Below are 19,582 nucleotides of genomic sequence, written 5' to 3'. Positions count from 1 at the left end.
AGAGCGAGAAGTGTTGCAGGCTATTTAGCTGGTATTTATGCATCTTTATGTGCTTATCAAATATGTCATCAAAACAAGCCGATGATTCGTATTATGGAAATATCGGCTTAAACAAGATTCGGGTTATAGATAAACTTTATGGAGGCAGCAATAATGATATTTTGTATGGTGGAATAGGTGCTGATGAACTCTATGGTGGGGATGGTTCTGACATTATGTATGCAAACAAAAAAACAGAAAATAATAAATTAGATTTATTGGATAATAGTAGTAATAGATTAGTAGGTGGTGATGGGGGTGATATTTTAATTGGTGGGAAAGGTAATGATATACTTATCGCTGGTGAAATAGAGTTTGATGACTCAGATAAATATTCTAATATATTATTTGGTGGTTTAGGTGCAGATACATTATATGGTGCAGCTGGGGATGACGTATTATATGCCGTAGATGGTATGAATAATGAATTAGATTTAGAAGAGAATATATTGTATGGTGGTGGAGGTAATGACACGCTCTACGGTAGTCATGGTAATGATATCATTTATACAGGTTCGACCGATCCAAATAAAACATTCTTTGGTTTTCCTGATGGCGATGACATAGGTACAAAAAATACTGCTCATGGGTATGCAGGTGACGATCAGCTTTTCGGTGAAGATGGTGAAGATACCTTGTTTGGTGGTCAAGATAATGATGAATTATATGGAAATCGTGGAAATGATGTGCTGTTCGGTGGTGAGGGGGACGATAAACTGTATGGTGGTGACGATCATGATGTACTAGCGGGTGGAACAGGTAATGATACTTTGTCTGGAGGCAAAGGTGGCGATGTCCTGATGGGGGACATAGGCTACGATACTTATAACTATACAGTTGGAGAAAATAAAATAAGCCAAGGTTGGAGTTGGGTTGACCATATTTATGATCTAGACGGAGTGGGTGAAATCCGTATGGATACAATGTTCACATTGATGGGGCAGCAATTTTTAGCAGATAGTTATAAACTTCAAGTTGGTCAAAAGGTTGGTTATAACACATGGCTAAGTACCAATCAGCAATATACTATTACCCGATATGAAAAAACTCGCCTTGTATTAGATTATGAAGGTTCAGATGAAACATTTAAAGATTTATATAACCCGCTTCAGAATGATAGTCGTCAATATCATTTAATTATTCAAAGTGCAAATCACTTTGAACATCAATATCATGTGTGGTTTTGGAAAAGTGGTGACTTGGGTTTAGTTATACCAAACCAGCCAGCACCACCAGCACCGCAACCTCCTACACCTAGAGTCCCAAATCCACCACCTCCGCCAAGAGATCCCCTTAGTCTGGATCTGGATAATGATGGCAAAATTTCAACCCTTAGCAAAAATCCTGGGGTTTACTTTGATTTAGATAATAGTAATTTTGCTGAAAAAACATCATGGATTGCTCCACAAGATGGACTCTTGGTACTGGATCGAAATGGTAATGGTAAAATAGACGGTGGTGCTGAGTTATTTGGAACAGAAACATTTCTGGCTGATGGTAGTCTTGCAGGCAATGGTTATATCGCGTTACAAGAATTGGATGATAATCACGATGGTGAAATTTCGGAAGCCGATGAAATTTATCATCAACTCCGTGTTTGGCAAGATATTAATAGCAATGGGGTATCGGAAAGCAACGAATTAAAATCATTACAAGAGTTAAATATAAAATCAATTAATCTCAATTATGAATCACATTCTACCGTTGATGAGAATAATGTTGAGCATCGTGAAAATAGTATATTCACATATTTAGATGAGACTACAGGCATAACCAATACACTTTGGTTTGATACAGATCGACAAGATAGTGTTCCTGTGGTGATTCATAATGGCGCAGAAATCCCAATTGATGAAGATATACAACTGTTACCAGAATTAGCAGGTTTTGGTAATGTTTATTCTTTACACCATGCGATGCAATTGGATACAACAGGTAAATTAAAAGAATTGGTCAAGGAATTTGTTGCACAATTTGAAGATAATCAAGCTCGCCTAGACTTGGTCGAACAAATTATTCTTCAATGGACTGGCGTAACACAAATACAATCAGATAGTCTGGGAGTAAATATTAATGCTCAACATGTACGAGCATTAGAAAAACTATTAGGTAATCAAGCTGCTGCTACAGTCAGTCAAGCTGAGTTTGTTGGTATAGAACAAGTCTATCAACAAAATTTTAAATATGTTTATACAATGCTGATGCAGCAAAGCCATAGTGCACATTTATTCTATAAAATTGAATTTATTGATCAAGGAAATGGGCAATGGACTGCCGATTTCACAAAATTAAATCAATATATTATTAACACTGTTACGATGGAATCAATATCTGAAAACACACTCAAATTTGTGAAAGATATGTATCCTATTTTAGAGGGAATAGATCCATATAATTCAAAAATATTTAATACATTTAAACAAACATTAGACCAAGCTTTAGAAAGTAATTTAAGTCAGGAAGATTATGATCTCGTTAAAAAATATCTGAATACTAATGAAAATATTTTCGGAACGACTGAAGCTGATGAGATTTCGATTACTGAAAGTAAGGCGAATAGTCCAATATTTTTACTGGATGGAGATGATATTTTAAATGGCGGTCAGGGAAAAGACTTGGTGTATGGAAATAAAGGCAATGACCAACTATTAGGATTAGGAGGACACGATGAGCTTTATGGCGGAGAGGGAGATGATGGTCTATATGGTGGAACTGGTGAAGACATACTTTATGGAGATTCTGGTAATGACCGCTTAGAAGGTGGTGCTGATATTGACCAGCTTTATGGCGGAGCGGGTAACGATATATTGATTGGAGGGGCAGATGGAGATTATCTGTATGGTGGTATAGGAAATGATACCTATATTTTTGCCGCTAACTTTGGTCATGACATTATTAATAATCATGATGCTACTCAAGACCGCCAAGATATTATTCAATTTACAGATAGTTTTGTACAAAGTGACTTTACCTACCGACGCAATAATGATGACCTTATCATTAGTACATTAGATAGTGCAAATAGCATTCGAGTGCAATCATACTTTCAGTCAGATGCTTTGGGACAATATCGTGTTGATCAAATTCAATTTTCGGATGGGGTCATATTAGATATTGAAGCAGTGAAAGCACTGGTCTTAATTGGAACAGAAAAAGCTGATATTTTAAGAGCTTATACGACGGGTAATACGATTTCTGGTGAAGCTGGCGATGATGTGATTCATGGCAATATAGGTGCGGATCAATTATATGGTGGTGATGGCCTGGATAGATTGTATGGTGGCGATGGGAATGATGAGCTAAGAGGTGGAATTGGTGACGATATCCTAGAGGGAGGGGCAGGTGATGATATCTTGGAGGGCGGACAAGGAAGTGATTTACTCCAAGGTGGTAGTGGGGATGATATTTATGTTTTAAATGTGGATTCAGGGCAAGATACGATTATTGATGGAAATGGTTCAAATCTGATTAAGTTAAATAATATCTTGCAAGAAGAGATTTTAATAGATTTTGCACCTGATAATAAGAATGACATACAGATTAATTATGGACTTGATAATAAGCTAATTATAAAAAATTTCTTTAATAGTAATTTTTCCCTCGAGTTTGACAATGGAACAATTTGGAATAAATATGAAATAGCCAGTAAAATTATTGTCGAACTTATGGGAACGAATCAGATTGATCAATTACATGGACATGCCTATATATCAGATCATATTCAGGGCTTGGAAGGTAATGATGTAATCTATGCTTACGCAGGTAATGATACATTAAACGGTGGTACAGGCAATGACTATCTAGAGGGTGGTACAGGAAACGATACCTATATCTTTGCTGCTAATTTTGGTCATGACATTATTAACAACTATGACTCAGGCCAAAATCGTCAGGATATTATCCAGTTTACAGAGGGTTTAATCCAAAGTGACTTCACATTCCGACGCAATAACGATGACTTGGTGATTCGTACCCTGAATGGTGAAAACAGCATCACGGTACAGAACTATTTCCAGTCGGATGCGCTGGGGTATTATCGAATTGACCAAATCCAGTTCTCAGACAGTACTACACTGAATGTTGAAACTGTGAAAACCTTGGTTTTATTGGGAACAGCAGAAGCTGATGTTTTAAGAGCCTATACAACGGGTAATGATACAGTTCTATTTAAGAATGGCATTACCTTTAGTCAGGTGGGTAATTATCTGACCAAATCAGGGGATGACCTGATCCTGAAAGTAAATGGTAGCAATACCAATAAAGTCACCATCAAGAACTTCTTTAAGGCAGGCCAGTATCTGGTTGAAACCTTGCAGTTTGAAACAGGTGGACAACTGACAGCTGAACAAATCTTTGGTGCATTCGGCCTGACAATTCCATCAGGAACAGCCCCAACGCCACCAAATCCCGTGGGAGATACAACCTATAATTATAGCTCTGGCGAATTGACCATTACTGAACAGTCGGGCAATGATAAGGTCATCTTTAAAAATGGCATTAGCTTTAGCCAGGTGGGTAACTATCTGTCTAAATCAGGTGACGATCTTATTCTTAAGGTGAATGGTAGCAGCACCAATAAGGTCACAGTGAAAAACTTCTTCCTGGCAGGAAATTATCTGGTTGAAAACTTTGAATTCGAGACGGGTGGTAATTTAACGGCAGAGCAGGTTTTTGGAGCGTTTGGTTTAACATTGCCATCTACAGGTAGCGGAAATCAGGGTTCCAGTGAGGTTGCAGGTGACACTGTATATAACTACACCACAGGTGCTTTAACCATTACTGAACATTCAGGCAATGACAAGGTCATCTTTAAAAATGGTATTACCTTTAATCAGGTGGGAAGTTATTTGACCAAATCAGGTGATGACCTGATCCTTAAGGTGAATGGCAGCAATAGCAACAAGGTTACAGTAAAAGACTTCTTCCTTGGTGGTGCGCATGAGGTCGAATCTTTCAATTTCGAAACAGGTGGCAGTATTTCCTCACAGCAGATTTATCAGGTGTTTGGTGTGGATCGTCCTGTCAATGCTGAGGATGAAGTCACCAGTATTGTAATGGGTGATTCAGGTGATAACGTGCTGAGTAGTGATGCGGCAGTGAGTGAATTATTCATCTTAAACGAGGGCAATGATATTCTTGAATTGTTGCTCAATGCTTCAGGTGAAACTGCTGTGGATTATGTAACTGACTTTGATATGGCAGAAGACCAGATTGATTTGTCGCAAATATTGGACAGTCATGCAACCAGTTCCAATCTTTCCAGCTATATCGAGATTATTTATGATACGGATGCAAAAACCAATACGCTGAGTGTTCGTGGCCAGTCGAATCAGGCATATAAGGATGTACTGGTGATGACCAATCAAAGTGAGCAACTGTATTTACAGGATTTGATCAATAATCAAAGTCTGATCTATTAATACATTATTCCCACTGATTTCAATTCAGTAAAAAAAGAGACCAACTTTAAGTTGGTCTCAAATCATGACAAACTTTACTTAGAATAAATAATTAGAGTTTGTTAGTTTGCAAGCTATTTTATTTACTCTTTTTATGTTGAGTCAGTTTTCTATATACTTAAATCAAAAAATAAATAGTATTCTCCAAAAATATATGTACCCCTCCATATTTTGTATTGTTTTCATTAGGGATTACATTGCATTACATATGTGAGTTATTATAAAGCGATTATTTATCAACCAAGAAAGTACTTTTAAAAAAATCTAAAGTTTTGGCGTGGAGCTTAAAGTAAAATGATTCTGTTGTGGTCTATGAGACAATTGTCTAAGCTATAGTTAAAATATGAAGGATTGCGGTTTGGAATATAGTAGGTATGAATAAGGAAAATTCAGTGCAAAATACAGATGAACGTTTACCTAATTGGGTAGAGGCTTTACCTATAAAGTGGAAGAATTGGTTGCTTGACCATTTAGAAGCTGAAGATAAATCTCCAGAAGAACTTGGAAAAATCTTGCTTGCGAATGGCTTGAAAATCACCGATGAAGAATTGGGTGATTTTAAAATGGCAGATTTTAATTTATCTTATTTAATTGATGTAAAAAAGAATTTTTTTGATATTCAGGAGCAAAGAATTCGTTTGGTCACGTACCTTGAACGACCAGGTATGTGTTATTTTGAAGATATGCTCAGTGAGGCGGAGTGCGATGAGTTGATCCATCTTTCTGAACAGAGTGGAGAATTCGAACGGGCTCTTATATTAAATGATGAAACTGCTTCCAATGAGATTGGATCTCATAGAAAAAGTGATTCAATGTGTTATTTACATGGTCAAAACCCATTGATTGCCACGATTGAACAGCGTATTGCCACATTGGTGAACTGGCCTGCTACTCATGGGGAATACCTACAAATTTTGCGATATCAACAAACAGGTGAATATAGGCCCCACGTAGATTTTTTTAGCTCAAATAGTCCTGGGGGAGTTAAGAGTTTATCTTATGGTGGTCAGCGTGTGGCGACTTTTATTCTTTATTTGTCAGATGTTGAGGCTGGGGGGAGTACAAAATTCCCAAATCTTGGTTTGGAGTTTAAACCGAAAAAAGGTGCAGCATTGCTTTTCACCAATATTGATATTTTGGGTAGGCCAGACCAGAATACGTTACATGCAGGAATGCCTGTGATCGATGGTACAAAGTATATTGCAACAAAATGGTTACGTGAGCGAGCTTTTGAAATTGAACCGACTAAAACACAACCCATCGATTCAAAAAAACTGAAAAATAAGAAAAGAGGTTCAAAATCTAAACGTTGAAATGATACTGTTGATGACCAACTGTATTTACAGGATTTGATCAATAATCAAAGTTTGATCTACTAATAAAATGTTGCCACAGATTTCAATTCAGTAAAAAAAGACCAACTTAAAGTTGGTCTTTTTTGTCCTCTGTCGGGAGGCGACGGTAACGTTGCCAAGGCAGTGGGCGGTTTAAAGCCTCTGGCACATCGCCACTGGTTGAGCGCAGGCGTAAGTGAATCGCTGCCTGTGCCATCAGGTTGGCGGAAACGGGTGCGGTGATAAAGGCAAACAGGGTAATCAGCAATTCGGCAAAACCAAAGCGCCCCTGAGTTGCGGAAAAAATCATGGCCGCAATCAGAAAGCTTCCCAGCCCCAGCGTACTGGATTTCGTTGGTGCATGCAGGCGCATAAACAGATCGGGCAAACGGATCATGCCGATTGATCCGACCAGCATAAAGAAAGCGCCAAATACCACAAAGAATGAAACAATCAATTCAAAAATCAAAGGCATAGCGGTCTCCTAGTCAATCACATGTCCAGTGGTGAAGTAACGGGCAAGCGCTGCTGTGGATACAAAGCCAAGCATTGCAACCAGTAAGGCTCCCTCAAACATGTTGCTACTGACCCAGTAAATGCCCAGGACTACAACCAAACAGGTGGCATTGAGGAACAGGGTATCCAATGCGAGCAGACGGTCAATCACAGACGGGCCAATAATCAGTCGGATGAGACAAAGGAACATGGAGATGGTAATGGCAATTAAACCAATACCCAGTGCATACGGTAAAATCGTCATTTGCTTGCTCCCTTGTTCAGCTTTACATCAAAGATTTCAATCAAAGGCATTTCATAGCGCTTTTTAATATCCTGAATATCCAGTTCGGTATCATCTGTACTGAGTGCGTGAACGAGGATATCCCCCCGTTCCTGATCAATCCCTGCTGAAACGGTCCCAGGGGTGGTGGTAATGATCATCGCCAGCAAGGTGTTGACCTGTTCATGTTCAGTTTCCAGTGGCACGCGATACCATTTTGGGTGCAGATGATCCAGCGGACCCAGCACCAGCTTGGCAACACGAAAATTTGAAACGATGATATCCCACAGCACCACAAACACCAGTCTGATCGCAGGTAGCCAGTGAATGTGGGGTGTTCTAGCAATAAAGGGACGTACCAGACGGGGAATGACAATGGCCAGTAACAGCGCCATTAAAATGTCAGTCGGGTCCACACTGTGCGATAGCATCAGCCAGCTCAAAAATACCAGAAATGACACAAAGGGGTGGGGGAACCAACGGTCAAGCAAGCTTATTTTTTGCATGTCAGTGTTCCTCCATTGGCTTTAACTGGGTTGAATTTGGAACTGTCGGTGTATCCAGCACTTGTTCGGCAATCTGGCGCTGCTTGTATTCTGAGATATGCTCACCCTGTAGAGTTGCTTTGGAAATAACATCGGGAATCAACAAGGCATTATGATCTTCAACTTCGCCACCATATTTTGTTTCGGGTAGGTAGGTTGGATCATAAGGTTGCACGCTGATCACGCGGCCCTGTGCATCCGTTTTTAGAATAGCTTGATTATAGAGTGCATGATTTTGGATTTGCTGTGCGGTCAATACCGTATAGGTCTGGATTGGAGATGCAAACACGACATAGCCTATCAGCCCTGCCAAAATGATATAAATGGCTGTGTCATTACGGTTGGGTGCATAGGCTGGCAATCCCTGATACGTTTGATAGGCTGCTTCATTCGGGTCAATTTCGGGTGGACTGGCACGCCAGAACAGAATGAAACCCACACGGGTCAATGCCAGAATACTCAATAGGCTAACGATCAGGATAATGGCGATAATCCAGCCCTGATACGCTGTTTCAGCGGTGGCCTGTAAAATAAAGACCTTACCCAGAAAGCCACTAAAAGGTGGTAAACCTGCCATCATCATTGCAATCAGGAAATAGGTCAGTGCCGCTGCCTTTTCATTCTTGATTTTGGGTGCAACTTTCAGGTGATCCTTGAACGTGCCGCGTTGGGCGGTGATCCAGCCACAGAACAGATAGAATACAGCGGCAATCAGGGTGCTATGCACCAGATAATACAGACCTGCCGACCATGCCTGCGTGTTGAACATGGCAATCGCGATCAGCAATGTACCCACAGATGACAGCACCATAAAGCCGACAAAACGGCGCAGCCGTTCTGCACCAATTGCACCAATCACCCCATAAATCGAAGTGACCAGGCCAATCAACAATAGTGTGTTCTTAAAAATGCTTTGTGCCATGACATCGTCAAACACTGTGCCATTGACACGCAGAATGGCGTAAATCCCAACCTTGGTCATGATGGTGAAGATGGCGGCAACAGGTGTGCTGGCAACCGCATAGGTTTTTGGCAGCCAGAACCCGACAGGCAGCATTGCAGCCTTGATGCCAAACACCACAAACAGCAGTAAGCCGCCTGCAATCGCCAACTTGTGCTGGTCATTGTCCAGTGTTGGCAGGATACGGCCCACATCTGCCATATTCAGGCTGCCAACGCTGCCATAGATCATGCCCAGACCAATCAGGAACAGGGCGGAAGCCAGCAGGTTGATGGTGACGTAATGGATACCCAACTGAAATCTAGGACGGCCCTGACCATGCAACAACAGTACATAGGAAGCCATCAACAGGATTTCAAAGAATACAAACAGGTTAAACAGGTCACCTGTCAGGAATGCGCCACATACCCCCATGAGTAGGAAGTGGAACATGGTGTGGAAATAGCGTCCTCGGGTGTCCCAGTTATCGCTGGCATACCAGATCACAGGAATGGCCAGCGCATAGGTCAACACCAGCATAAATGCCGATAAGCGATCCAGTACCAGCACAATACCAAACGGGGCTGACCATTCACTAAGCTGGTAAACACTAATCTGTCCTGTACTGGCAATCATCAGGTAACTGATGGCAGTCAGCAGACCCAGAATCGCGGAGGTGAGGCTGATGCCACGTCGCCAGGGTTGTCGCCAGTCCTGCTTTAATGAACCTGCACCAGGGTTACCCAGCAACAACAGCAGAAAGCTGGTCAATGCTGGAATCAAGATACTGATGATTGGAGTGTGGGTATGCCAAAAAGTATTCAAGTCAAACATTATGGCTCATCCTCACGTGGGTCATAGGTCAGGGTCGGGTCCTCTTTGGAATCGACATGATCATTTCCCGATTCATAACGGCTGCGCAGTGCCAGTTGTATAACAAATGCAGTGGTGGCAAACCCAATCACGATTGCAGTCAGGACCAGTGCCTGTGGCAATGGGTCGGTGACTTTGGTGGTTTCCGTCAAAATAGCAGGGGCATTGACCTGTAAACGTCCCATCGCAAACAGGAACAGGTTTACGGCATAGCCAATCATGGCAAGGCCAAGCACCACGGGAAAGGTTCTGGCGCGCAGGATGAGGTAAATCCCTGTGGCGGTGAGTAGACCAATTGCCGAAGCCAATAAAAATTCAAGGCTGATCATTTATTCGTCTCCATTGGGAATAGGGCCCGACATGCTGGAATGACGTGAATCTCCCAGCACTGAGATCAACAACATGGTCGCCCCGACGACCGTGATATATACCCCTAGATCAAAGGATGCGGCGGAGGCAAGATGCATTTTGCCCAGTAAGGGTGGTTCCACATAAATGTGCGCGCTGGTCAGGAATGGGCGTGACCAGAACCATGCCGCGATACCTGTCAATCCTGCAATGGTCAATCCTGAACCAATCCAGATTTCATAGAGACGACCAGACCGAGCTCCAATCATGCGCTCAGCCTGTTCCTGACCCACCACAATATATTGGATGATCAGTGCCATCGCGGTAATCAGTCCCGCGATAAAGCCACCGCCTGGGTAGTTGTGTCCACGCATGAAGATGTAAGTGCTAACCACCAGCGCAAGTGGCAATACCCATGAAGCCGTGATACGCAGCATCAACGGGGATGGATTGAAGCGATAGGTCAGGCCCTGGGTCATGGTGGTGCCATGCGCTCGCATACCATCCATCAAACAGAGTGCACCAATGGCGGCAATGCCTAAAACGGTAATTTCACCGAAAGTATCGAAACCACGGAAATCCACAAGGATGACATTGACCACATTGGAACCGCCACCCAGAGGAATCGACTGTTGCATAAAGAACCATGAAATTGAATTATGGTCACGGGTTAAAATCAGCCAACTAATCCAGCCAATTCCCACACCGCCTGCAATGGCCAGACTGGCATCGCGCCAGCGCCGTGAGCGGCTGGATTCATAAGGGGTGAGTTGTGGCAACAGTGACAAACTCATCAGCAATAAAACCGTGGTGACTACATCAACCGTGATTTGGGTCAGGGCAAGGTCAGGCGCTGACAGGGTAATGAATACCATGGTGACCACCAGACCCACTGCACCACTAATCAGCACGGCCTTGATACGCTCATGGTGGAACCAGAGCATCATCCAGCAGCCAGAGAACAGGGTGAGCCACAGTACAATCGCCACCCATGGTGCATGGGTCAGTTCGCGTGTACCTGTGGTTAAGCCTTGGTTGAACAGTGGCAAGCCAACCATGACGATGCTAAACAGCACAATCCAGAGCAGGTAGCTTTGCAAAGAGCCATTTTCAGTCGCCTGCTTAATCTTGCGGCTGTTGAGCAACAAATGTTTTAGGAATAAATCAAATAAAATTCGACCCTGTAGGCGTCCAAACAAGGGATCAAGGTCGATTTTACGCAGTCGCCCCTGTTTGGCTAGGGCAAAATAGAACAGCGTTCCACCGACCAGTGCAATTAGGCTCATGACTAAAGGGGCATTAAAACCATGCCAGATGGCAAGATGGACACCCTCAAAATTTGGCTGCATCAGGCTGGCCCTGGTGACACTGTTGACTAGCGTGCCCGCAAGCAGGGCAGGGAAAATACCCACCAGGATACATAAAGTCGCAAGGATAATTGCAGGCAGTCGCATACCAAGTGGTGGTTCATGGGCATCCTTGTTTGGCACCTGTTTACCCAGTGGGCCATCAAAAAATACGCCATGCACCAAACGAATCGAATAACTGACCGCAAAGATTCCTGCAAGGGTTGCCACAATGGCCGAGATCACCATCACTGGGCCTGACAGGTTTGCCAGCAATTCGGTAAAGAACATCTCCTTGGAAATAAAGCCATTGGTCAGTGGCACGCCCGCCATGGAGGCGGCGGTGATCATGGTCAAGGTTCCCGTAAATGGAAGCAGTGCCCAGATCCCACTCAGTTTGCGTAAATCCCGTGTACCTGTTTCGTGGTCGATAATCCCTGCAATCATAAAGAGTGCCGCCTTAAAGGTGGCATGGTTGATGATGTGGAAAATGGCCGCCGCAACTGCAAGCGGGGAACCAATTCCGAGCAGGCACACAATCAGGCCCAAATGGCTGATGGTGGAGTAAGCCAATAAGCCTTTTAAATCTTCTTTAAAAATGGCAAAACCTGCTGCCATACACAGCGTAAACAGACCAACAAAGGTGACAATGTTGTGGTACAACGCGGCACCAATAAAAATTGGGGCTAAACGTGCCAGCAGGAAAATCCCCGCTTTTACCATCGTTGCAGAGTGCAGATAGGCTGAAACTGGGGTGGGTGCAGCCATTGCATTGGGTAGCCAAAAGTGGAATGGGAATTGCGCACTTTTGGTAAATGCACCCAGCAAAATCAGTAATAGGGTGGGTACAAACAGTTGATGCTGTTGGATGGCATCTTTCATCAATACCAGTTGGTCAATTTCATACGTTCCTGTGATTTGCCCAAGCAGCACAAAGCCCCCTAGCATGGCAAGGCCGCCCATACCTGTAAGGGTCAGGGCCATACGTGCGCCACGCTGCGCTGCGTCATACTGGCTCCAGTAACCGACCAACAGGAAAGAGGAGATACTGGTCAGCTCCCAAAACACCAATAGGATGATCAGGTTGTTCGAAAGCGAGATGCCCAGCATGGCCGCCATAAACAGCATCAGCAACAAATACAGTTTACTCAGTGAGTTTTTGGGACTGAGATAGAAATAGGCATAAATATAAATGAGCGTGCCGATACCGCTAATCAGCAGGCCAAACAATAAACCGAGTGCATCCAGACGAAAACTCAGGTTGATGCCCAGTTGTGGCAGCCAATCCCAGCTTTGTAGCAGGGTATTGCCCTGAAGAACCATTTCCGCCTGGGTCAAAAGTAAAATAAAACAACTCAGGCTGATGCCAATCGCCCCAAGTGCCGTCACGCCCCGTGAAATACGTTGCAGTTGTGAGACAAGGGTGGTGCCGAGTATGAGCGGTAATAAGATAATAATCGGTAGCACACTGGTATCCATATTGATGATTTAGGTCGGGAGACCTAAGGATGAACTTTCTTTCAGGATTCACAGGCACTCAAGGAGAATACCAAAACTTCAAATCCAGAAACCCAATCAAGTGAATAGGGACAGTCACAAGTTGTATTGCGCAACTTGAAAATAAAAAATGAGATTTATTTTACTATAAAATATCAATAAAAATCTGATGTTATTACATGAAGTTACATATCATGTTGATGTATCGTTTTCAATACTGCCCTGAACCGTATTTCAAAGTGGGCTTTGTTGTGGTGTGTCATCAATCTTGAGTAAATTCAATAAATCAGACTTTTCCTGTGGATTCAGCTCCTGTATCTGGTGAAATAACGCATCCACTTTGGTTAATGTGGGTTCAGAGGGCAGGAGGGGTGTTTGGGTCTCACTCTCTGGTTCAGGCTGCACCAAATCTTGATATAAGGCGGAAAGCTGCTGTTGTGATGCCTCCAACTGAATCGGGTAAATACCGTGCTGGTCCAGTTTTAGGCACTGGTAATGCAGCGCATGTTCAAGCAACTCATCACGGTTGCCTGTCACAATGATTTGCAGGCGGGGAAATGCCTCATGCAAGCGCTCAAGAATTTCGGCACATGCATTCTGGTCCAACTGCATATCCACGTGGTCAATCAGCAGGATGCCCTCGCCCTCCAGACATGGATCAAAGCTATGTTGATTGAGCAGGCATAATCGGCGGCTAATATCACCCACCAGTGCAATCCAGGTTTTTTCTGATGCAGACAGTTGCTGAAATGGCATCACCCGATCTTCATAACGCACTATCAGTTGCAGCTTGGGAACATACTGGATGTAAAGGTCTTGCAGCTTGGGAAAAACGGTATTCAAGCTGGTTTTCAGGGCATGCAGGTTGGGTGCCGAGAGCTGTTTGGGATGCTTGACCAGTTCCAGTTGCAGTTCCTGCAATATTTCGGACTGGTTTTGCTGGTTAAAGTCGTTGCCCATCAGGCGTCTGACAATATGGGCCGAGTGCGCATTCTCGACATCGCTTATTTCCCGTAACCATTCAAAAAAACGTGCAAAGGTGGTGTAGGGGATTGGCGTTAAATCATAGGCTGAAATGTCCTGCAAGGTGCCTGGCACATTTTTACTCTGTAGATTCACTTCCTGTACAAAACGTTCCGCAGGATAGTAGGCAATCATTGGCAAACCCAGCAAGGGGTCCTGTTGATTCATCTTTTGGTACAGGCTCACCATCTGGTCAAGCTGCTGGCTTTCAACCTGGCTAATTCCCACTCCCTGACTGTTAAAGGTTTTGTAGAGTTTCCAGCTACAACGTTGTGTGTCGGCTGCCTGTGCAGCGCTACTTTCAGTCAAGCCATGATTGAGTTCCTCACTCATGTGTACCTGAATCTGGATTTTGGCCTGTAGCCGAGTCAGCATAATGTCCTGATCCGCAATCACCACACCCGCAGTCCGAATATCCTTATAGCGTGCCGAAAACCAGGTCAGGGCCTGATAGATGTTCTTTAGGATGGTGGTTTTGCCTGTGGACTGGTCACCCAGAATCAGGGTAATCGGGTATTGTTCAGGTTGAAACTCAATGTTTAAGTCCCGAAACATGCCGACATGCTTAAATAGAACCGATTCAAGTTGCATAAGTTCACCTCAGTCACGAGCGCTTTAACCTACGGACTGGCGAAGACTTGAGGGAGCGCTTTGTTTTAGCTTTAATTGTTGTATCAGGTCATAAAGATGATGAATATTTAAACTTACTTTAGCACGCGTACAGGCGACGTAAAGTAGTCTTAATTCCTCATCTGTAATTTTATGTTCCAGTCCGTTAATCTTGAACTGGTAATCATCTTCAATATGCACCCGATTCCATTCCAGCCCCTTGGCCTTATGCGCGGTTGAAATCACATAGTCTGCCTGTTCAATCGGGGTGATTTTCGCCAATGCCTTTTTCAGTGGTTCAGTGCCATGTTCATCCACCAGCTTGACCAAAGGCTTGATGTCACTGCCATCATTAGTTTCACAGTATTCATGCACATCATGCCATGAATTAAACCAAGCCAGTTCTGGCACATCGGTGATGCGCTTGCCCTGTTTTAGTAAACTGGCCGCATCAACAAAGCGGCTTAATTTTTGATGATCGGCTTGCAGGCTGACTTTATCACCATGCACCAAACCTGAAAGCAGTAATTCCATTGCACGCGCATTGGTGCGGCATAGAATCGCATCACGCATTTTAGTATGCGGTTTATTCACCACCGTGGATTTTAAGTTTGGATTGCCAAGTAATGGCACGGTTTCATTTAGTGCGCCAAGCAGGCTGTTGGCAACATCGGCGATGGCGTCACCAAAACGGAATGAGGTGGTCAAGCGGCTTTCAGGCAACGGCATCTGCTGCATAGCGTTGATTGCGCCACGCCATGCGTAGATTTGCTGATGGGCATCACCCACATAAATCACCTGCGTACTTTTTTGGCGCAGTAAAATGCCGAGCATCAACGGATCAGCATCCTGAGCCTCATCAAACAGCACATAATCGGCGGGAATATTTGGTTCAGACAATGCCCAAAGTTTTAGGTAAATATCGTGCCCAATCCCTGCCTGATGGTTCTGGTCAATCGATTCCAGCCAGCGACGTTCAACGGCTGGGTATAAGTGTTGCTGTAAGGATTCAATATCATCCTGATGCAGCCAACTGGGTGCCTGAATATGACGCGGTGCAGGGTATTGCGAACTGGTGGAACAGAAATAGCTGACCGCATTGGCGACCAGACTGGCAAGGCGGCTTGGCATCAACACATATTTTTCATAACGTCCACCCATTAAACGCCGCAGGGTAATTGGTTCCAGCCGATATTCTTTCGCGATAAAGCTTGGGCTGAGACGGGGCAGGCGTAATTTATCAGTCACACCACGCGGCACACTGCGGAAAGCAAGCGAGTGAAAAGTACGGCAGTTCACATTGCCATGAAACTTGTTTTGCGCTTCGGACGCAATGGCCTTGTTAAATGCCAGATACATACCACGCCGTTCAGGCATGGCATCACTGATCATTTGTAAAGTGGTGGTTTTACCTGTGCCAGCATAGGCAATCACTTTAAAGGACTGCCCTAAACGGGCATTGTCTATGGCAACTGCCTGCTCATAGGTGGCTTTGGGCTTTTCGATACTCGACACAGGAATGGGTTACGCCTCTTTGCTGCGGTTGGCTTTTTCAACCAGGCCAGATAAGCCCTGACGACGCGCGAGTTCATCCAGAACAACGTGCGGGTCAAGATCAAAATAGCCAAGCATCACAATGCTGTGGAACCATAAGTCAGCCACTTCATAGATCAGGTCGTGTTTATTTTCCAGTGAAGCATGCGTTGCGTAATCTTTAGCCGCGATGATACTTTCCACGCTCTCTTCACCGACTTTTTCCAGAATTTTATTGATGCCTTTTTTATACAGGCTGGCCACATAGGAGCTGTCCGCTTCAGCCTGTTTGCGTTCCTGCATCAAGCGCCCTAAATGGCTGAGTACATCCACCTGTTCACTGTGACGGTGATCATGCGCTTCTATTTTGGCAGATGCGCCATAAATGGCAGTTGGGTCTTTCAACTGTGCATCAACAATTTCCCAACCCTGTGGTGTAAGTTTGCGGTAGAAGCAGGACTCACGACCTGTATGGCAGGCAATGCCACCATGTTGTTCAATTTGTAGGATGATGACATCGGCATCGCAATCGAGACGGATTTCATGCACGGTTTGAAAGTGTCCTGATTCTTCGCCCTTATGCCAGAGTTTCTGGCGTGAACGTGAGTAATACACCGCCTGATTTTTTTCAGCAGTCAGTTGTAATGCTTCACGATTCATCCATGCAACCATTAACACGCGACCTGTTTGATGATGTTGTGCAATGGCAGGAACAAGACCATTGGAATCAAATTTAACTTCATCTAACCAGTTTGACATGCGTGAAATCCGTTGTGGGCAAAGCAGCTAGTTTAGCGTTTGTGGCTAGGGTTGGCTATGCTTGTTGGGTAAAAACATTTAAGAACGAGAATGAATATAGGTGCTCATGAGTTGATTATGTTCTTGTTTTAATGATCTAATGGAATATCCAAAAAGTATAATTGTGCTGTAAGGATAGCTAGCCCAAAACCAAGCATTAATTAAACAAAAGCACACGGCAATAAAGAGCCAAAGATATAATAGTTTGAGCACTTGCCTTTGCCAAACAGTAACTAATAAAAGAAATGGTATACAGTCAAATAATATGACCCACCAAAAATGAGATCCAGAGATTAATTTTCCTATTGAAGATTTTGGATTCACTTGCCATTCAATGAGTTGATAGTGGAAATTTAGAAAACAAAACAGATTGGCAAAGCTTGGAAATAAAAACCAGCATCCTTTTCGAATCGCCTTGCCTTTATCCTGTCGATAGAGTGCCCATAGAAAACTATATTTCATGTTTTAGCCTTATTTTTATTGATGGAACTTTCTGTTTTTACTTATCGATATAGTTTGAGATTTCAATCAGGTTTTGATCAGGGTCATGTAAATAGATGGATAATATTTTCCCCATTGCACCTGTTCTTTCAATCGGCCCCTCAATGATTTCAATATTTAGGTTTTGCAGATGGCTGATCACTTCATTTAATGGCGTTTCAGCAATAAAACATAAATCTGCTGAACCAGCGGTGGGGTAAAAAGCTTTGGGTTCGAACTCTTTGCCAACCTGATGCAAGTTGATTTTTTGAGAAGCAAATTGCAGTGCCTTTCGGTTTTCACCAAAGCTGATGACCTCAAAATTCAATGCGGACTGATAAAATTGGCAGGTGGTTTTAATATCAGCAACTGTCAGAACTAAGTGATCTAAATGACTAATTTTCATAAATAGTTTAAGTCTTAATAAATGTGGTTAATAGTCAGTAATGGATTGATTGCTGGAAACTAAAGAATCATCATCCTCTTGATAGTGGGCAATTTGTTGATAATCTAGTTGCTGGAACATCCCAGTTTTTAAACCTGAAATGGTAATGGCCATTTCTTTACGGAAATAGGGAATTTGGTACATCCACGGGAAAACCAGATCACGTAAACCACCTGCCCACCAGTGATCAGATTGATAAAGTGGTGTGAGTAATCGACTGAGGAATTGATAAAACTGGGTCGAGGAACGACGGTGCTGGTGATAGTTTTGCCACAACATTGCCCAGTCAATCTGCTGATTTTTCCTGGCGTTTTGCAAGGACTGTGAAAAGGCCCATGCATCCAACAAAGCTATATTGGCACCTTGCCCGAGTTGAGGGCTCATGGCATGGGCGGCATCACCCATCACCCCAATTCGACCTTGCCCAAATTGAGACATCACCACATCACGGTATTGGGCTGACAACCACTGAGGTTGATTTTGTTGATCAGCCAAAAGTTGTTTCAACCATTCAGCAACATCAGGCCAGCGATCTGTAACCTGTTTTATCCATTGCTGCTTCGTTGACTCATCCTTTAAAAATGATTGCAATTGTGCGGTGGGTAAACTCCAGAAGATGCTGGAAAGTCGTTGCTGTGGTGCAGAGGGGATTGCGCCTGTCGGTAGAATCCCCATCATGATCTTGGAACGATCATAAAATTGATGCAGGATTTCAGAGTCCAATACAGGACATTCAGGCACAATGCTCCATGCAGCACCCCACGGATAAGCCTGATCAACCTTAACCCAAGCTTGAGGACGCAATTGACTGCGGGCACCATTGGCAATCAGGACAGCATCAAAACAGGCATCAAATTTCTGTTGTTGGTAAGACCCGATGAGTCGAACCTCATGGGCACTTTCCTGAATCTGATCAACGCCATGTCCCATTCTCCAGTTGATCTGGCTGGAATACTCAGCCAGCTTTTGCATCAGCACATGACATAAGGTGGCACGATGGATGCCTAAACCGTAAAGATGATTTCCAGCCTGATGGTAATGGCTATTGACCAAAAGACGCTGATCGGCAAGTTTTCCCTCCAAGCCTGTCACTTTTGCTCCAAGTTTTAAGGCATGGTCGAGTACGCCAAGATGTTCAAAAACTGCCAGGCCAGCAGGTTGTAATAATAAACCTGCACCCACAGGCGCGAGTTCATCCACCTGTTCAAAAATGGTGACATAATGACCTTGACGGGCAAGTAAAATGGCAGTGGCGAGTCCTGCTGTACCCGCCCCAATAATCGCAAAATGGGGTGTTTTCATTGTTTGTTCTTATGCAGTCGTTATTGGGTTGTTTTTAAAGAGAATGCAGCTTAATCCTATGCCACTTCCCAACGTTTGATAATAGCTGGCAAATCAATTTTGAGGTGGAAGAACAATAACTAGTTTGACCAATAAAGATTAAAGTTGGGATGAGTTAAAAATTTTAACTATTTTAAATGTAAAAAGTAAAAATTGGATTCAAGTAAAGTAATCCGAAAATTTATACGATTTTA

The 19,582-nt window shown here is 43.5% G+C and carries 13 protein-coding genes and 1 pseudogene; 3 read left to right on the top strand and 11 right to left on the bottom strand.

Annotated elements, in window-relative coordinates; all coding sequences use genetic code 11:
* The 3 genes and pseudogenes from QTA56_RS12445 to QTA56_RS12435 all read left to right on the top strand — a co-directional run.
* Positions 1 to 111 (top strand): annotated as a pseudogene (locus tag QTA56_RS12445) (IS982 family transposase); the annotation flags it as partial.
* Positions 63 to 5,459, top strand: a complete 5,397-nt coding sequence (locus tag QTA56_RS12440; protein ID WP_289821553.1) for an SPM autocatalytic domain-containing protein — start codon at positions 63 to 65, stop codon at positions 5,457 to 5,459. The pseudogene QTA56_RS12445 and the gene QTA56_RS12440, both read left to right, overlap by 49 nt.
* Before the next feature lie 413 nt (positions 5,460 to 5,872).
* Positions 5,873 to 6,811 carry a 2OG-Fe(II) oxygenase gene (locus QTA56_RS12435; protein ID WP_267981255.1) on the top strand — a complete coding sequence of 313 codons (939 nt, stop codon included), beginning with the start codon at positions 5,873 to 5,875 and terminating at the stop codon, positions 6,809 to 6,811.
* A 109-nt stretch (positions 6,812 to 6,920) separates the two neighbouring features.
* Here QTA56_RS12435 and QTA56_RS12430 read toward each other — a convergent pair whose 3' ends face one another.
* The 11 genes from QTA56_RS12430 to QTA56_RS12380 form a co-directional block, all read right to left on the bottom strand.
* Positions 6,921 to 7,307, bottom strand: coding sequence for a Na+/H+ antiporter subunit G (locus QTA56_RS12430; protein ID WP_267981254.1), 387 nt, complete (start codon positions 7,305 to 7,307; stop codon positions 6,921 to 6,923).
* A 9-nt stretch (positions 7,308 to 7,316) separates the two neighbouring features.
* Positions 7,317 to 7,592: a monovalent cation/H+ antiporter subunit F gene (locus QTA56_RS12425; RefSeq protein WP_267981253.1), complete on the bottom strand. Its 276-nt coding sequence runs from the start codon at positions 7,590 to 7,592 to the stop codon at positions 7,317 to 7,319.
* Positions 7,589 to 8,116 (bottom strand): Na+/H+ antiporter subunit E, encoded by a 528-nt coding sequence (locus QTA56_RS12420; protein ID WP_267981252.1) that lies wholly within the window; start codon positions 8,114 to 8,116, stop codon positions 7,589 to 7,591. Before QTA56_RS12420 ends, QTA56_RS12425 begins: the two co-directional genes overlap by 4 nt.
* A gap of 1 nt (position 8,117) precedes the next feature.
* The gene (locus QTA56_RS12415; RefSeq protein WP_267981251.1) at positions 8,118 to 9,929 is read right to left on the bottom strand and encodes a monovalent cation/H+ antiporter subunit D; all 1,812 of its coding nucleotides are present in this window, start codon (positions 9,927 to 9,929) and stop codon (positions 8,118 to 8,120) included.
* Positions 9,929 to 10,297 (bottom strand): Na+/H+ antiporter subunit C, encoded by a 369-nt coding sequence (locus QTA56_RS12410; protein WP_267981250.1) that lies wholly within the window; start codon positions 10,295 to 10,297, stop codon positions 9,929 to 9,931. The genes QTA56_RS12415 and QTA56_RS12410 overlap by 1 nt, the downstream gene beginning before the upstream one ends.
* Entirely contained in the window at positions 10,298 to 13,141 is a 2,844-nt protein-coding gene (locus QTA56_RS12405) for a monovalent cation/H+ antiporter subunit A (protein WP_267981249.1), read from the bottom strand.
* A gap of 252 nt (positions 13,142 to 13,393) precedes the next feature.
* Positions 13,394 to 14,773 (bottom strand): AAA family ATPase, encoded by a 1,380-nt coding sequence (locus QTA56_RS12400; RefSeq protein WP_267981248.1) that lies wholly within the window; start codon positions 14,771 to 14,773, stop codon positions 13,394 to 13,396.
* 24 nt (positions 14,774 to 14,797) lie between these two features.
* A complete protein-coding gene (locus QTA56_RS12395) occupies positions 14,798 to 16,306 on the bottom strand; it encodes an AAA family ATPase (protein ID WP_267981247.1) in 1,509 nt (502 codons plus the stop codon).
* Positions 16,307 to 16,315: 9 nt separating this feature from the next.
* On the bottom strand, positions 16,316 to 17,083 hold the full coding sequence (gene hisIE / locus QTA56_RS12390) for a bifunctional phosphoribosyl-AMP cyclohydrolase/phosphoribosyl-ATP diphosphatase HisIE (protein ID WP_267981246.1): 768 nt from the start codon (positions 17,081 to 17,083) through the stop codon (positions 16,316 to 16,318).
* Between the two features lie 538 nt (positions 17,084 to 17,621).
* A complete protein-coding gene (locus QTA56_RS12385) occupies positions 17,622 to 18,008 on the bottom strand; it encodes a VOC family protein (RefSeq protein WP_267981245.1) in 387 nt (128 codons plus the stop codon).
* Between the two features lie 27 nt (positions 18,009 to 18,035).
* The gene (locus QTA56_RS12380) at positions 18,036 to 19,349 is read right to left on the bottom strand and encodes an FAD-dependent oxidoreductase (protein WP_267981244.1); all 1,314 of its coding nucleotides are present in this window, start codon (positions 19,347 to 19,349) and stop codon (positions 18,036 to 18,038) included.
* Between the last annotated feature and the right edge of the window lie 233 nt (positions 19,350 to 19,582).

This window comes from Acinetobacter thutiue (genome assembly GCF_030385805.1).
Lineage (GTDB): Bacteria > Pseudomonadota > Gammaproteobacteria > Pseudomonadales > Moraxellaceae > Acinetobacter > Acinetobacter corruptisaponis.
Note: the sequence above shows the minus strand (reverse complement) of the source record. Positions and strands in the feature narration are given on the sequence as shown.

Excerpts from the sequence above, each read along its gene's own strand:
- QTA56_RS12440 (WP_289821553.1), top strand. The coding sequence starts at position 63 with ATGTCATCAAAACAAGCCGATGATTCGTATTATGGAAATATCGGCTTA.
- QTA56_RS12435 (WP_267981255.1), top strand. The coding sequence starts at position 5,873 with ATGAATAAGGAAAATTCAGTGCAAAATACAGATGAACGTTTACCTAAT.
- QTA56_RS12430 (WP_267981254.1), bottom strand. The coding sequence starts at position 7,307 with ATGCCTTTGATTTTTGAATTGATTGTTTCATTCTTTGTGGTATTTGGC.
- QTA56_RS12425 (WP_267981253.1), bottom strand. The coding sequence starts at position 7,592 with ATGACGATTTTACCGTATGCACTGGGTATTGGTTTAATTGCCATTACC.
- QTA56_RS12420 (WP_267981252.1), bottom strand. The coding sequence starts at position 8,116 with ATGCAAAAAATAAGCTTGCTTGACCGTTGGTTCCCCCACCCCTTTGTG.
- QTA56_RS12415 (WP_267981251.1), bottom strand. The coding sequence starts at position 9,929 with ATGTTTGACTTGAATACTTTTTGGCATACCCACACTCCAATCATCAGT.
- QTA56_RS12410 (WP_267981250.1), bottom strand. The coding sequence starts at position 10,297 with ATGATCAGCCTTGAATTTTTATTGGCTTCGGCAATTGGTCTACTCACC.
- QTA56_RS12405 (WP_267981249.1), bottom strand. The coding sequence starts at position 13,141 with ATGGATACCAGTGTGCTACCGATTATTATCTTATTACCGCTCATACTC.
- QTA56_RS12400 (WP_267981248.1), bottom strand. The coding sequence starts at position 14,773 with ATGCAACTTGAATCGGTTCTATTTAAGCATGTCGGCATGTTTCGGGAC.
- hisIE (WP_267981246.1), bottom strand. The coding sequence starts at position 17,083 with ATGTCAAACTGGTTAGATGAAGTTAAATTTGATTCCAATGGTCTTGTT.
- QTA56_RS12385 (WP_267981245.1), bottom strand. The coding sequence starts at position 18,008 with ATGAAAATTAGTCATTTAGATCACTTAGTTCTGACAGTTGCTGATATT.
- QTA56_RS12380 (WP_267981244.1), bottom strand. The coding sequence starts at position 19,349 with ATGAAAACACCCCATTTTGCGATTATTGGGGCGGGTACAGCAGGACTC.